This window comes from Phyllobacterium sp. RCAM01083 (assembly GCF_055685835.1).
The window spans coordinates 1,455,246-1,470,000 of record NZ_JBVFZN010000005.1 but is presented as its reverse complement, the minus strand read 5'-3'; the positions used below and the strand labels follow the sequence as shown (position 1 = coordinate 1,470,000).

Below are 14,755 nucleotides of genomic sequence, written 5' to 3'. Positions count from 1 at the left end.
TGAGCGAGGCATTGCGCGCGCCGACAATGGCGACAGCCGGAAGGCGAAACACCGCCGCATCGCCCTTGATCGCCACCAGCGGCGGCGGATTGTCGGCGTGGCGCAGATAGCGGGGATAGTCGGGTTCGCCGATACCGGTGAATACGGCACCCATGCGCGCGGCCATCGCCATTTCGCGCCGGGCCTCATCGAGGCTGGCAATCCGGATGGGACGGCGGCCGCCGCCGCGCCGCACCAGTTCCGGCAGCATTTCCAGAGCGTCGGAAGCCGAGCCGTAGCGGGCAATCAGATGGCGGAAGGTGACCGGGCCGACATTCTCACTGCGGATCAGCCGAAGCCAGCTCAGTCGCTGGCTGTCAGAAAGGCGGATGCCTTTCTGATCCTCCGTCACCCCTTGGACCCGATCTTGCCCTCGGTGCCGGCCAGGAGGCGCTCGATATTGGCGCGGTGTTTGATGAAAACGATGACCGTCAGGATGAGGAAGAGCAGGGCGATGGCGTGGTAGCCCATGACATAGAGAATGATCGGGGTGGCAACCGCCGCGATCAGCGCCGACAGCGAGGAATAGCGGGTGGTGTAGGCGATGATCAGCCAGATGGCGGCGAAGATCAGCGCCACCTGCCAGACAAGGCCAAGCAGGACGCCAAGATAGGTGGCGACGCCCTTGCCGCCCTTGAATTTCAACCAGACCGGAAAGATGTGCCCGAGAAAGGCGCCGAGACCGGCGACAATGGCGGCCTGCGGGCTGATGGCGCCGGCAATCAGTACGGCAGCGGTTCCCTTGAACATGTCGAGCAGCAGCGTTGCCGCCGCCAGCTTCTTGTTGCCGGTCCGCAGAACATTGGTGGCGCCGATATTGCCGGAGCCGATGCTGCGCACGTCGCCGAGGCCCGCGAGCCGTGTCAGGATCAGCCCGAATGGAATGGAGCCGAGCAGGTAGCCCAGGACCAGCGCGGCGAAAAGATATCCTGCCTGCCCGTTGATGAAATCCGACATGCTCTCTTCCCCGGTTTTCTCTTCAGATGGTGAAAACGGACTTGCCCGCCACAAATGTCTGCAGAACGCGGCCCTGGAAACGGGCGCTTTCAAAACAGCTGTTCTTGGAACGCGACCGCAGCTGTTCTTCCTTCACAATCCACGGCTCGTCAAGATCGACTATGGTCATATCCGCCCGGGCGCCCGGCTTGAGCGTGCCCGCATCGAGGCCGAAAATTTTGGCGGGGCCGCTGGAAAGCGCCTCGACGACGCGGATCAGCGGCACATCGCCATTATGATAGAGCCGCAGGGCGGCGCCGAGCAGGGTTTCCAGGCCGATGGCCCCGGCCGCCGCATCGGCGAAGGGCAGGCGCTTGGTGTCGACATCCTGCGGATCGTGCGACGAGACGATGATGTCGATGGTGCCGTTGCGCAGCGCCTCGACCATGGCCAGCCGGTCTTCTTCGAGCCGCAGCGGCGGCTGTAGGCGGAAGAAGGTGCGGAATTCGCCGATGTCGTTCTCATTGAGCGAAAGATGGTTGATGGAGACGGCGGCGGTGGCATTGACGCCGTTCTGTTTGGCGCGGGCCACCACCTCGGCGGACATGGCCGTCGAGATTTGCGCGGCGTGATAGGTGCCCTTGGTCAGCGCGGCAAGACGCAGGTCGCGTTCGAGCGGAATGACTTCCGCTTCGCGCGGCGTGCCGGAAAGGCCGAGCCAGCTGGCATAGAGGCCTTCATTCATCACGCCCGATATGCCGAGATAGGGATCCTGTGTCTCGTGCGACAGGACAACCCCGAAATCCCTGGCATAGGTGAGGGCGCGGCGTAAGAGCTGCGTATCGGCGATGGAATGGCGCCCTTCCGTGATCGCCACGGCACCCGCTGCGCGCAGCAGGCCGATTTCGGTCATTTCCTGGCCCTGCAGCCCCTTGGTGACCGCCGCAGCCGGATAGACATTGACCACGGCCGTATCGCGCGCCGTGCGGCGGACGAATTCGACCAGCGCCACATTGTCGATCACCGGATCGGTGTCCGGCATCATGATGATGGAGGTCACGCCGCCGGCCGCTGCCGCCTGGCTGGCCGAGGCGATGGTTTCGCGGTGTTCGGCACCGGGCTCGCCGATGAAGACGCGGGCATCGACGAGGCCCGGCAAGACGGTTTTTCCCGTGCAGTCGACAACCGTCGCCCCTTCGGGCGCACCCTGGTTGCGGGCATCGGCGCCGCTGGCAACAATGCTGCCGTTCCTGATGATGATTGTTCCGGTCTCATCGAGACCGCGGGATGGATCGACGATCCGGGCATTGTGCAGAACGGTCGTGCTCATCCCGCTACTCCTTCCGCGTTGCGGCGCGGGTCCAGCAGCGCTTCCATCACCGCCATGCGCACGGCAACGCCCATTTCAACCTGTTCCTGAATGACGCTCTGCGAGCCGTCGGCCACATCCGAGGCGATTTCGACGCCGCGGTTCATCGGTCCGGGGTGCATGACCAGCGCGTCGGGCTTGGCATGCTTGAGCTTTTCGCGATCAAGCCCGTGATAGTGGAAATATTCGCGCACGGACGGCACGAAGGCGCCCGCCATGCGCTCGCGCTGCAGGCGCAGCATCATCACCACGTCGGCGTCTTTCAGACCGTCTTCCATCGAGTTGAAAACCTCGACGCCCATCTGGCTGATCCCGGCGGGCAGGAGGGTCGATGGGGCGATGACGCGCACCCGCGCCCCGAGCGCGTTGAGCAGCAGGATATTGGAGCGGGCGACGCGCGAATGCAGCACGTCGCCGCAGATCGCCACGATCAGCCGGGCAACCTTGCCCTTGGCGCGGCGGATGGTCAGCGCATCGAGCAACGCCTGCGTCGGGTGTTCATGCGCGCCGTCGCCGGCATTGACCACCGAGCAGCCCACCTTTTGCGCCAGCAGGGCGGCGGCACCGGCGGAGCCGTGCCGGATGATCAGGATATCCGGCCGCATCGCATTCAGCGTCATGGCGGTATCGATCAGCGTTTCGCCCTTTTTCACCGAGGAATTGCCGACCGACATGTTCATCACATCGGCGCCGAGCCGTTTTCCGGCCAGCTCGAAGGATGACTGTGTCCGGGTCGATGCCTCGAAGAACAGGTTGATCTGCGTCCGCCCGCGCAGGACACTCTTTTTCTTCTCGGACTGGCGTGAAACCGCGATCTCGCTGTCGGCAAGGTCGAGAAGAATATTGATGTCCTCGGGGGAAAGGTTCTTGATGCCAAGCAAATGGCGGTGGGGAAACAGGAGGGGGAGCGTTTTTGATGTCATATCAAGTCCCCCCTATAGGCTTGATGCCGCCGCCCCGCAAGCGTTTGGCAGCATATCCCGCCCTGTTCCCCCCAAAAAATCCCTTGTTCTTATAAGTTCGTGACGCTGCATGAATATTGTGCGTGGTTCGACAAGCTCACCATGAGGGAGGTGGTTCGACTGCAATGCCAATCTGATAGGTTGCAGAATATATCCCCTGCAATCCTCACTCTCCCTCATGGTGAGCTTGTCGAACCACGCACGATGCCGATGCAACGAAGCAAGACCCCTAATGCGCCTCGGCCGCCAGAATGGCCTCGCTGCGGATTTCTTCCGTCAGCTTCAGCCGCATCTCGGTGAACTCGGGGCTGGCCTTCACCGTATAATGCCGGGGATGGCCGAGCGGCACGGGCATGATGGATTTGATCCGGCCCGGCCGTGCCGACATCGTCACCACCCGCGACGCCATGAAGATTGCTTCCTCGATATCGTGCGTGACGAAGATGACGGTTTTCTGCTCGTGTTCCCAGATGCCGAGCAGCAGCTCCTGCATCAGCCCGCGCGTCTGGTTGTCGAGTGCGCCGAAGGGTTCGTCGAGCAGCAGGATTTTTGGATTGTTGGCGAGCGCCCGGGCAATCGCCGTGCGCTGCTGCATGCCGCCCGACAGCTGCTTCGGCCAGTGGTTCTCGAAACCGCGCAGACCTACCTTGTCGATATAGGAGGCGACGATGTCGCGCTTTTCCTTTTCGGCAACGCCGCGTTCGCGCAGGCCGAAGCCGATATTCTGCTCGATGGTCAGCCACGGAAACAGCGTATAGGACTGGAACACCACGCCGCGATCCGCGCCTGGGCCCGTCACGTCCTGCCCGTCGAGCGTCACGGTGCCGCTGGTCGGCCGGTCGAGCCCGGCCACAATGCGCAGGAGCGTGGACTTGCCGCAGCCGGACGGACCGAGGATCGAAACGAAGTCGTTATGCGCCACGGTGAGGTCGGTGGGTTGCAGCGCCTCGGTCGGCTTGCCGCCGTGCACGCCCGGAAAAATGCGGCTGACGCCTTTGATGACAAGCGTGCTCATGCGAGCCTCCAGGCGAAAAGCCGGCGATTGACCGACTTGAACAGGAAATCCGAAATCAGGCCGATGACACCGATGACGATGATGCCGAAAATGATCTGCCCGGTGGCGAGCAGCGCCTGGCTGTTGATGATCATGTAGCCGATGCCCGAGGAGGCACCGATCATTTCGGCAACGATGACATAGGTCCAGGCCCAGCCCAGCACCAGCCGCAATGTTTCAGCGATATCCGGTGCATTGGCCGGGATGAGGACACGCTTGACGATGCCGCTGTCATTGGCGCCGAGCGTATAGGCGGCTTCCACCAGATCGCGGCGCGTATTGGCGACGGCCACGGCCACCATCAGGATGATCTGGAATACCGCGCCGATGAAAATCACCAGCAGCTTTTGCATCTCGCCGATGCCCGCCCACAGGATCAGGAGCGGAATGAAGGCCGAGGCGGGAAGATACCGGGCAAAGGAGACGAAGGGTTCCAGCATGGCCTCGATGGGCTTGTAGGCGCCCATGGCAATGCCGAGGGGAACGGCGATGATGGCCGCGATGACAAAGCCGCCGACAACCCGCCAGATCGTCATGCCGATATCGTAGAGAAAATTCTGCTGGGACAACAGGAGCCAGCCGTCATGCAGCATGGTCAGGGGATCGGCGAGGAATGTGCTGGATACGAAGCCGCCGAAGGTGGCGGCGGACCATGCCGCAATGAACAGGATAAAGAAGAGGACGCCAAGCAGGACGCGTGACGACGCCCCGATCGGCTGGAGAGGTTGAACCATGAGTGTTCCGATGCAAAGAGTGAAGGTATAACCCTAGGAGTGCCGATGTTGTCCGGTTGAAGTGGCTGCAAGCTGCAGTGCGTGGTTCGACAAGCTCACCATGAGGGAGGTGGTTTGATGCAAGGCCAATCCGATGGGTTGCAGAATAGTGCTCCCTGCAATCCCCCACCTCCCTCATGGTGAGCTTGTCGAACCACGCACCCTCCTCTTGCAGCCATCAGCTGATTACTTGATGAAGCTGGTATCGACGATGGTGCTGATATCCGGCTTCTTCTTGATGACGCCGATTTCAAGCAGAAGGTCTGCCGCCTCGTCGGAGAATTTGGCAAAGTCTTTCTCGAAGAAGGCCTGGTTGGCTGCCTTGTCCTGCCAGCGCAGATATTGCGCGGAATTGCCGAACACCTCTGCCGTCTGCTTCACGTCGGCACCCATGATCGCGTAGGCCTTGTCCTTGTCGGCCGCGATCAGCTCCAGCGCGTCGAAATAGCTCTTGGCGAAGGCCTTGGCCGCTTCCGGATTCTTTTCGAGGAATGCATTGGTGCAGCCGAAAGTGTCCATCACGACGGGATAGTCCAGCGTGGTGGCGATGATCTTGCCCTTGTCCGGGGCCGCGCGCACGGTGGACAGATACGGCTCATACGTCATCGCCGCGTCGTTCTGCCCGGCGACAAAGGCCTGGGCCGCCGGTCCCGGCTCGAGATTGACGACCTTGACGTCCTTCAGCGACAGGCCGTTGTGCTTCAGCATCCATGCCAGGACGAAATAGGGCGATGTGCCGGGCGCCGATGCGGCGATGGCCTTGCCCTTGAGGTCGGAAATCTTGGCGACGTCGCTGCGCACGACCATGCCGTCGGCGCCGAACGACTTGTCCATCTGGAAAATCTGCTTGGTGGCGACGCCATTGGCGTTCCAGGCGATCCAGGTTTCCACCGTGGTGGCGGCGCACTGCACGTCGCCCGATGCCAGCGCCAGATGGCGGCTTGCCTGCGGAATCTTGGTCAGCGTGACGTCAAGGCCGTTCTTCTTGAAGATGCCGGCCTCCTTGGCCAGCGTCAGCGGGGCAAAGCCGGTCCAGCCGGACAGGCCGACGGAAACCGCCGTGTCCGCCTGTGACGGGACGGCGGATGCCAGAAGCGCCGCGCATGCAGCGCCGAGATACCATTTGAATTTCATCTGATTGACCCCTTTGTTCATTTTTTTGGCACGATGAATATAGAGGCATGATAGGCAGGCAGCTTTTCATTTGTCTAGACATAAGCTTGCGCCCGGATACAGAAAAAGCTGCCTGAGACATTTTGCATCGGCGCCGTCATTCGGCTAGAAGAAGATGGATCGGTTAACCGCTTGTCAGAACCTTCATTCCATAAATGCGCGACTCATGATTGCGGCGCTGACGTGTTCGGATGAAACGGGCCATGCCGTAAAGACAGCTCATATTGGATCAGGACATTTTCTTGAAAACCCACGACGTTCTCAACCAGACACCCTCCATGATCGGCCTCAACGCCTATCTCGGCGATCCGTTGCTGATGCAGATCACCAAGCGGTTTCCGCAGGCGACCCGGACGGAGCTGGAACAAAGCGGCCGGTTTGTCCTGTCCGGTGATGCGCAGGATCTGGCGCGGCTCGCCAATACGGAAACGCCCAAGCTGCGCACCCATGACCGCCAGGGCTTTCGCGTCGATGTCGTCGATTACCATCCGGCCTATCATGCGCTGATGCGCCGTTCCGTGGCGCAGGGCCTGCATTCGTCGATCTGGGAAGACGGCCCCACGGAAAACGGCCTACGCCATCAGGCGCGCACGGCGCGCTTCTATACGGCGGCGCAGCTGGAATGCGGGCATCTCTGCCCGATCACCATGACCAGCGCGTCGCTGGCGGCTTTGATGTCGTCGCCAAGCCTGTACCGGGAGTGGTCGCCGCTGGTCTTGCCGCGCAAATATGATTCCAGCAACAAATCCCCGGCCAAGAAGGCAAGCCTGACGCTCGGCATGGGCATGACGGAGAAGCAGGGCGGCACGGATGTGCGCACCAATACGACGCGCGCCGAACCCGCCGGCAGCGGCTTTTACCGGATTACCGGCCACAAATGGTTCATGTCGGCGCCGATGTCCGATGCGTTCCTGGTGCTGGCGCAGGCGCGGGAGGGCCTGTCTTGTTTCCTCGTGCCGCGCATCCTGCCCGACGGATCATCCAACGGCTTCCGCTTCCAGCGGCTGAAGGACAAGCTCGGCAACCGCTCCAATGCATCGTCCGAAGTCGAATTCGACAATGCGCTGGGCCAGATGGTCGGCGGTCCCGGCGACGGTGTCAAAACCATCATCGACATGGTGACGCTGACGCGGCTGGACTGTGCCATCGCCTCGGCCGGGATGATGCGCGCCGGTCTTGCCGAGGCGGTGCACCATGCACGCCATCGCATCGTGTTTGACGGGCCGCTGTTCGACAAGCCGCTGATGCTGCGGGTCATGGCCGACATGGCGCTGGATGTGGCCGGCGCGACGGCGCTGACCTTCCGGCTGGCCCGCGCCTTCGACAATGCGGCGCAGAATCGCGGCGAGGCGGCCTTCGCCCGGGTAATGACCCCGGTGGTGAAATACTGGGTTGCCAAGATCGCCCCCGCCTTGCTGTACGAGGCGATGGAATGCCTCGGCGGCAACGGCTACATCGAGGAGGGCAATCTTGCCCGCCATTACCGCGAAGCCCCGGTCAATGCCATCTGGGAAGGCTCCGGCAATGTCATGGCGCTGGACGTGCTGCGCGTTCTCAAGCGCGGGCCGCAGCTGTTCGACGAGGTGCTGAACTGGATCGGCGCCCAGCTCGGGCGCGGCGGGCAGGGTACGGTCGAGGTGCTGCGCGCCGCCATGCGTGTTGCGGAAAATGACGAGGGCGCTGCGCGCATCCTGACTGAACAGCTGGCGCTGGCCGCAGCGGGTGCGGAACTGCGGCACCTGCATTCGGAAGATATTGCCGATGCGTTCATCGAAACCCGCCTCGGCGGGCAGTGGCGCACCACCTACGGCATGCTCGATGCCCGTCACAACGCCAAGAGCATCGTCAACTCGCTCTATCCCCCGGCCAACTGAGCGCCGTTTCTGCGGGCATAGCCGTCGCGCGTGGTTCGCCCTTCGACAAGCTCAGGAAGCTCACCATGAGGGAAGTGGTTTGGCTGCAATGCTAATCGGAAACATTGCGGGATAAGGCTCCCTGCAATCCTCACCCTCCCTCATGGTGAGCTTGTCGAACCACGCACAGTGCCCGCTGTTTTTCGACGCGCCCACACACGGCTTTTGTCAAATACGTGCATCGGCCGCTGATCGGTCCTCTCGCAGGGCCGAAAAGTGCTCCGGCTAATACCTTCAATTTTAATAAAATTTTTTTAAATTAACCTTAACAAACGGTTTACGTTGCGCCTAAACTCTTAGCAGATATCAATGTGATTCGAAAATACCTCGTGATTTCACGGGGTTACACAAACCGCCACCGACTTCCCCGCTAGGAGAAATGAATGCGCAGCTTCCTGATATTCTGGGCAGGCCCGTTAAGCTTTCTGTGGGGTTGGTATTTTCTGTCGTACTACGATCTGAGCATGGGGATGTACTTCTTCAGCCGTGAAATGCACGATCTGGTCTTCACCATTTACGGCAATATTCTCGGGATCGCGCCGGACAGCATTCCGCCGCTGGTCGCCCGTGCCTGCATCGTCGATACGGGGCTGGTTTTCTGCCTGATCGCCTTCCGCCGCCGCAAGCAGATCATCGCCTGGGTCAAGGTGTGGCGGGCAAACCGTGCCGCCGCCGCGGCATCGGCCAATACGGCGCTGGCCTATTCGAAGGAATTGCCGTCTGCGTTCTGACGCAGGCTCTGCAGGCGGTCCAATGCCCCTTGCAGGATGAACGCCGCCGCAGCGGAATCGATCCGCTCGGCGCGTTTTTGCCGTGATACATCCATGCCGATCAGCGCGCGCTCGGCCGCAACCGTCGATAGACGCTCGTCCCAGTAGACGAAGGGCAGGTCGGTCAGCTTTTCCATGTTGCGCACGAAGGCGCGGGTGGCCTGCACGCGCGGGCCCTCGCTGCCGTCCATATTGACCGGCAGGCCGATGACAATGGCGCCGACATTGTCGCTTTTCAGCGCCTTCAGCAGATCCTGCGCGTCGTGGGTGAACTTGCTGCGCTTGAGCACCGGGCGCGGATTGGCAAAGGAAAAACCCCGGTCTGAAATGGCGATGCCGATGGTTTTCGTGCCCAGGTCGAGCCCCGCGACGGTCTGGCCGTCGGCGACGTGATCTTCGAGCTGTTCAATGGTCAGAACCGTCAAGGGTGTTTCCTGCACTTGAATTGGCCGGCGAAAGGCCGTTGTAATTCGCCGTTGTAATTCGAATGAATGTCACATAGCTGCAATAGACGGTTGTGGCGAGCAAAGACTGACAATGGAAGGGAAAACCCCATGAAGATTACCTGGCTTGGCCATTCGGCCTTTCGCATTGAAATCGCCCAGAGCACGATTCTGATTGATCCTTTCCTCAACGGCAATCCGGGTGCGCGCGGCGTCGACCCGAAGGAAGCGACACGCGGCGCCACCCACATCATCCTGACGCACGGTCATGGCGACCATGTCGGCGATACCGCCGCCATTGCCAAGGATACGGGTGCGGTGGTGATCGGCAATGCCGATCTGGTGACCTGGCTCAACAATCGCGGTGTCGCCCGCGTCGATCCAACCAATACCGGCGGGACCGTATCGCACAATGGCTTCACCGTGACCTATGTCAACGCGCTGCATTCCTCGGCACAGATCACCGAAGATGGCGTGTCGCATTCGCTGGGTTCGGCCAATGGCGTCGTCCTGCATTTCGACAATGAGCCGACACTCTATCACATGGGCGATACGGATATCTTCTCCGACATGGCGCTGGTCAACGAACTGCACCAGCCGGAGATCGGCATCGTGCCGATCGGCGACCGCTTCACCATGGGCGGTGCCGTCGCCGCATTGGCAACGCAGCGCTATTTCAAATTCGCCAGGGCGATCCCATGCCATTACGGCTCGTTCCCGATCATCGACCAGACCGCCGACAAATTTGTCGCCGCGATGGAAGGCAGCAAGACGCAGGTCTTTGTCGCGGGGACAAATGATCAGTTTACGGTTTGAGTTTGGGTTGCTAAAGCCGTTGTGATTTTGGTCGTCACCACGACGATAGGCTGAGCTATTGGAGGTATTGTGCGTAAACTAATCCTGATTTCCTGCGTCATGGCGTTGTCGACACCGGCTTTCGCCCAGACAATCGATGCCAAGGGCGCCGATGAGCTTGCCAATACCCTGTCGAAATATGTCGGCAAGACCGCACTCAGCAACGGCATTCTCAAGGTAACGCCCGAGGCCGACGGCTACCGCGTTACCTTCAGCACCGATGCTTTCCTCAAAACCATGCCGAAGCAGGATCTGCTCAAGGGCAGCCTGGGGGATTACAGCATCCTGACCAAGCCGCTGGCCGACGGAACATGGAATGTGTCCTCGGGCAACATACCTGCGGCGGCCTTCGACGTGAGCGGGCCCAAGGGCCCTGAGTCGTTCCATTGGTCGGTCGATGGCGGCAGCTGGACCGGATTGTTCGATCCGAAGATCGGCACGTTCTCGACCTCGACCTTCGCCTATGATGCGTTCAAGCTGTCGCTGAAGTCGGCGGAACAGGATATCGACGCCAGCGCCAGCGGGGCAAAAGGGCAGATGCTTGCCAAGGCCGCTGCATCGGGCGGCATCGATATCAATATGACGCAATCCCTCGCAAATTTCAGCGAAACGATCGTCACGAAGCTCCCCACGCCTGATGCGGCCTCCGAAGAGGGCGAAGCAGCCAAGACCGAAACGCCGGCTGCCGGTGAACCGGTGAAGGTGACGCTGCGCAGCGGCGAACTCGGCAGCGTTGCCGAGGGCAAGGGCTTCCGCAACCGGGAGCTCCTGGACCTGTGGGCATTCGTCGTCGCCCATATGGACGAGAAGAAGCTCAACAAGGCCGGACAGGACGAGCTCAAGCTGAAGCTGCGGGCGGCCCTGCCGCTCTGGGACAAGCTCAAGGGCGAGTATCATTTCAAGGATTTCAACGTTGAAACGCCGCTGGGCAATTTCGCCGCCCAGAACATTTCGCAGGAAACCAACCTCGACGGCATCAGCAAGGATGGCGCCTATCACTACGCCATGCGCACGAACGGCCTGAAATATCCGGCCCTGCCGATCCCCGAATGGGGTGTGCCTTTCCTTCCGACCGATGTGGAACTGGTGATCGGGACGGCCGGTGTCGACCTCGATACGGTCGTCAAGGGCGCCATCGACGACATGGACCTGAACCGCGACAAGGTTCTCTCCGAGGAGTTTGAAGCGGCAACCGCCGCGCAGTTCCTGGTTGCGCCGCCCAAGCTGGTGATTTCGAAGAGCCTGGTGCGTACCGCCGACGCGGAACTGACGGTCGAAGGCGAGATGACCTTTGCCGGCCTGAAGCCCGCCAGCCACACCACCTGGGAAATGGCCGGTTTCGACAAGGTTGTCGAGCGCCTGAACAAGGCGGCGGAAACCGACGCGGAAATCCAGAATTACATCACCTTCGTCAAGCTGGCGAAGGATTTCGGCACGGAAGTCGACGGCGGACGGATCCGGTGGGTCGTCGATCAGCAGGCCGACGGTTCGGTTGCGATCAATGGCAATCCCGTGAAAGGTCCTGACCCGGTTGTCGAACCCGGCAGCGAGGATGTCATTGATGTGCCTGCACCCGATGATGAAGAAGACAATCCGGATGCGCAGGCGGACAAGGCGCAGTAATCGGCGCCCGGCATGCCGACTTGTCCGTTGCGCTTGCCCGCAACGGACACTATAGCTGCTTGATCAAGAATTGAATTTTCGGGAATCCCAATGTCTGTCGATATTTCCACCGTCAAACGCGTTGCGCGTCTTGCCCGTATTGCCGTGAGTGAGGACGATGCGACCCGCATGACCGGCGAACTGAATGCCATCCTCGGTTTCGTCGAACAGCTGAACGAAGTCGATGTGGCGGGTGTCGAGCCCATGACATCGGTCACGCCCATGGCCATGAAAAAGCGCCGGGACGTGGTCAATGACGGCGGCAAGGCGGCCGATATCGTTGCCAATGCGCCGGTCACCGAAGAGAATTTCTTCGTCGTTCCGAAAGTGGTGGAGTAAGGCGCAGCCATGACGATCACGGTCGCCATCGAAACGCCCCTGCAGGATGACGTCCGCGCCCTTGTGGATGCGCTGAATGCGCATCTTCTGCCGCTGTCGCCGGTTGAATTCCAGTTCAAGATGACGGTGGAAGAGATGGCGGGCGACGACACCACGGTGTTCATCGCCCGCGACGAAACCGGGCGGGCGGTGGGCTGCGGTGCGCTCAAGCAGCATGACTCGGAAACCGGCGAGATCAAGCGCATGTTCACCCTGCCGTCCGTGCGCGGCAAACGCGTCGGTTCGATCCTGCTCGAGGCCATAACCGGGCTCGCTCGCGACAAGGGCGTGTCCCGGCTTGTGCTGGAGACGGGCGTCGGCCCCGGATTTGACGCGGCGTGGCGGCTGGTGGCGGCTGTATGAGCGTTCCGGCTTCACCCGCTGCGGTGCGCTCCTCGATTATCCGGATTCGGAACACAGTGCATTTTACGAAAAGCGGCTCGCCCTCGCGCCAGCCCAATAAACAGGACTTGATATGACCGATCTGACCGCTCTCACCATTGCCGAGGCGCGCGACCAGCTGAAAGCCAGGGCGATCACCGCCACTGAGCTGACCAGTGCCTATCTCAAGGCAATCGAGACCGCGAACGGGGCCCTGAACGCCTATATCGCCGTCACGCCGGAGAAGGCGCTTGACATGGCCAAGGCATCCGATGCCCGTCTGGCTGCAGGCAAGGCCGGTGCGCTGGAAGGCATACCGCTGGGTATCAAGGACCTGTTCGGCACCGAAGGCATCCACACGCAGGCCTGTTCGCATATTCTCGACGGCTTCAAGCCGCATTATGAATCCACCGTCACCTCCAACCTGTGGGCCGATGGCGCCGTGATGCTCGGCAAGCTCAACATGGATGAGTTCGCCATGGGGTCATCCAACGAAAGCTCCTATTACGGTCCGGTGAAAAACCCGTGGCGCGCCAACGGCTCCAATGCCGATCTGGTGCCCGGCGGTTCGTCCGGCGGCTCGGCCGCTGCGGTCGCCGCCCGCCTGTGCGCCGGTGCGACGGCCACCGATACCGGCGGTTCCATCCGCCAGCCCGCCGCCTTCACGGGTACCGTTGGCATCAAGCCGACCTATGGCCGCTGCTCGCGCTGGGGCATTGTCGCCTTCGCCTCGTCGCTGGATCAGGCCGGACCGATTGCCCGCGATGTGCGCGATGCGGCGATCCTGCTCAAATCCATGGCTTCGGTCGATACCAAGGACACGACATCGGTCGATATCGCCGTTCCCGATTACGAATCCATCATCGGCAAGCCGCTGACCGGCCTCAAGATCGGCATTCCCAAGGAATACCGTGTCGAGGGCATGCCGGAAGAGATCGAAAAGCTGTGGCAGCAGGGCATTGCCTGGCTGAAGGATGCCGGTGCATCCATCGTCGATATCTCGCTGCCGCACACGAAATACGCGCTGCCGGCCTATTATATCGTGGCCCCGGCGGAAGCCTCGTCGAACCTTGCCCGCTATGACGGCGTGCGTTACGGCTTGCGCGTGCCGGGCAAGGACATTGTCGACATGTATGAGAGAACCCGCGCCAGCGGTTTCGGCGACGAGGTCAAGCGCCGCATCATGATCGGCACCTATGTGCTGTCAGCCGGTTATTACGACGCCTATTACCTGCAGGCGCAAAAGGTCCGCACTCTGATCAAGAAGGATTTCGAGGACGTCTTCCATGCCGGCGTCGATGCGATCCTGACCCCGGCGACCCCGTCGGCAGCCTTCGGCATCGCCGATCAGGATCTGGCGTCCGATCCGGTGAAAATGTACCTGAACGATATTTTCACGGTCACGGTCAACATGGCGGGGCTTCCCGGCATTGCCGTGCCTGCCGGACTGGACAGCCGGGGCCTGCCGCTTGGCCTGCAGCTGATCGGACGCCCGTTCGACGAGGAAACCCTGTTCCAGACCGCCTATGTCATCGAACAGGCCGCAGGCAGGTTCAACGCGCCGAAATGGTGGTAATCAGGCCTGCCACGCAAGCCGACATCGCGGCGCTGGCCGCGGTCGGCTCACGGGCCTGGGCATCGAATATTTTCTCGTTTGAACCGGAACTGCCCGGCATGCGCGCGCATGTCGAGCGTGCCTACCAAGCCTTTGCCGAGGAACATTTTGCCCGCGTGCTGGTTGCCGAGGTGGATGGTGTCATTCTCGGCTGGGGCGCGCGCGAAAAGAACGATGACTACATCTCGGATATGTGGGTCGATCCCGGCCATCAGGGGCAGGGCATCGGTTCGCTCCTGCTCAAGACGCTGAAAGCCGACATTGCCGCTGCGGGATATGCAACCGCCCGGCTTGAATCCCATGCGCGCAATGCGGGTGCCATACGCCTGTACCAGCGCGAGGGCTTTGAAATCGTGCACCGGAGCCTCGAATGGTCGGAGAGCCTCGAACGCAAGATCGAGAAGGTCAAAATGCTGGCGAACCTGACGTAGG

General features: G+C 61.3%; 15 protein-coding genes and 1 pseudogene (1 of these 16 running past the window's edge). 8 read left to right on the top strand and 8 right to left on the bottom strand.

Annotation, left to right across the window (positions count from 1 at the left end; all coding sequences use genetic code 11):
- The 7 genes from dprA to ACZ25R_RS13895 all read right to left on the bottom strand — a co-directional run.
- Positions 1 to 391, bottom strand: the beginning of a protein-coding gene (gene dprA / locus ACZ25R_RS13925; protein WP_472461290.1) for a DNA-processing protein DprA. 737 nt of this gene lie to the left of the window's left edge; 391 of the gene's 1,128 nt are visible here — the first part of the coding sequence; it begins with the start codon at positions 389 to 391; its stop codon lies off the left edge, out of view.
- The gene (gene plsY / locus ACZ25R_RS13920) at positions 388 to 996 is read right to left on the bottom strand and encodes a glycerol-3-phosphate 1-O-acyltransferase PlsY (protein WP_464660041.1); all 609 of its coding nucleotides are present in this window, start codon (positions 994 to 996) and stop codon (positions 388 to 390) included. The genes dprA and plsY overlap by 4 nt, the downstream gene beginning before the upstream one ends.
- 22 nt (positions 997 to 1,018) lie before the next feature.
- Entirely contained in the window at positions 1,019 to 2,305 is a 1,287-nt protein-coding gene (locus ACZ25R_RS13915) for a dihydroorotase (RefSeq protein WP_472461289.1), read from the bottom strand.
- The gene (locus ACZ25R_RS13910; protein WP_472461288.1) at positions 2,302 to 3,267 is read right to left on the bottom strand and encodes an aspartate carbamoyltransferase catalytic subunit; all 966 of its coding nucleotides are present in this window, start codon (positions 3,265 to 3,267) and stop codon (positions 2,302 to 2,304) included. The genes ACZ25R_RS13915 and ACZ25R_RS13910 overlap by 4 nt, the downstream gene beginning before the upstream one ends.
- Positions 3,268 to 3,535: 268 nt before the next feature.
- Positions 3,536 to 4,321, bottom strand: coding sequence for an ABC transporter ATP-binding protein (locus ACZ25R_RS13905; protein WP_472461287.1), 786 nt, complete (start codon positions 4,319 to 4,321; stop codon positions 3,536 to 3,538).
- On the bottom strand, positions 4,318 to 5,094 hold the full coding sequence (locus ACZ25R_RS13900; RefSeq protein ID WP_223615159.1) for an ABC transporter permease: 777 nt from the start codon (positions 5,092 to 5,094) through the stop codon (positions 4,318 to 4,320). Before ACZ25R_RS13900 ends, ACZ25R_RS13905 begins: the two co-directional genes overlap by 4 nt.
- Positions 5,095 to 5,319: 225 nt before the next feature.
- Positions 5,320 to 6,267, bottom strand: a complete 948-nt coding sequence (locus ACZ25R_RS13895; RefSeq protein ID WP_346307223.1) for an ABC transporter substrate-binding protein — start codon at positions 6,265 to 6,267, stop codon at positions 5,320 to 5,322.
- 281 nt (positions 6,268 to 6,548) lie between these two features.
- On the opposite strand from ACZ25R_RS13895, the gene ACZ25R_RS13890 reads away from it, so the two are divergent.
- Both ACZ25R_RS13890 and ACZ25R_RS13885 read left to right on the top strand, forming a co-directional pair.
- Positions 6,549 to 8,180: an acyl-CoA dehydrogenase family protein gene (locus ACZ25R_RS13890; protein ID WP_223615157.1), complete on the top strand. Its 1,632-nt coding sequence runs from the start codon at positions 6,549 to 6,551 to the stop codon at positions 8,178 to 8,180.
- 422 nt (positions 8,181 to 8,602) lie between these two features.
- The gene (locus ACZ25R_RS13885) at positions 8,603 to 8,950 is read left to right on the top strand and encodes a DUF6105 family protein (protein WP_130269200.1); all 348 of its coding nucleotides are present in this window, start codon (positions 8,603 to 8,605) and stop codon (positions 8,948 to 8,950) included.
- Here the strand turns inward: ACZ25R_RS13885 and ruvX are convergent.
- A complete protein-coding gene (gene ruvX / locus ACZ25R_RS13880) occupies positions 8,920 to 9,414 on the bottom strand; it encodes a Holliday junction resolvase RuvX (protein WP_105733017.1) in 495 nt (164 codons plus the stop codon). The two genes, ACZ25R_RS13885 and ruvX, sit on opposite strands and share 31 nt — an antisense overlap.
- 129 nt (positions 9,415 to 9,543) lie before the next feature.
- Here ruvX and ACZ25R_RS13875 point away from each other — a divergent pair, with 129 nt between their 5' ends.
- The 6 genes and pseudogenes from ACZ25R_RS13875 (at position 9,544) to ACZ25R_RS13850 (ending at position 14,754) form a co-directional block, all read left to right on the top strand.
- On the top strand, positions 9,544 to 10,248 hold the full coding sequence (locus tag ACZ25R_RS13875; RefSeq protein WP_223615155.1) for a metal-dependent hydrolase: 705 nt from the start codon (positions 9,544 to 9,546) through the stop codon (positions 10,246 to 10,248).
- A 69-nt stretch (positions 10,249 to 10,317) separates the two neighbouring features.
- Positions 10,318 to 11,910 (top strand): hypothetical protein, encoded by a 1,593-nt coding sequence (locus ACZ25R_RS13870; RefSeq protein ID WP_472461286.1) that lies wholly within the window; start codon positions 10,318 to 10,320, stop codon positions 11,908 to 11,910.
- Between the two features lie 90 nt (positions 11,911 to 12,000).
- Complete coding sequence (gene gatC / locus ACZ25R_RS13865; RefSeq protein ID WP_223615153.1) at positions 12,001 to 12,288, top strand: Asp-tRNA(Asn)/Glu-tRNA(Gln) amidotransferase subunit GatC; 288 nt, start codon at positions 12,001 to 12,003, stop codon at positions 12,286 to 12,288.
- Positions 12,289 to 12,297: 9 nt separating this feature from the next.
- Positions 12,298 to 12,790, top strand: a pseudogene (locus tag ACZ25R_RS13860) (GNAT family N-acetyltransferase).
- A 12-nt stretch (positions 12,791 to 12,802) separates the two neighbouring features.
- Positions 12,803 to 14,284 (top strand): Asp-tRNA(Asn)/Glu-tRNA(Gln) amidotransferase subunit GatA, encoded by a 1,482-nt coding sequence (gatA, locus tag ACZ25R_RS13855; RefSeq protein ID WP_346307125.1) that lies wholly within the window; start codon positions 12,803 to 12,805, stop codon positions 14,282 to 14,284.
- Positions 14,275 to 14,754, top strand: a complete 480-nt coding sequence (locus tag ACZ25R_RS13850) for a GNAT family N-acetyltransferase (RefSeq protein ID WP_472461285.1) — start codon at positions 14,275 to 14,277, stop codon at positions 14,752 to 14,754. The genes gatA and ACZ25R_RS13850 overlap by 10 nt, the downstream gene beginning before the upstream one ends.
- Position 14,755: the final 1 nt, after the last annotated feature.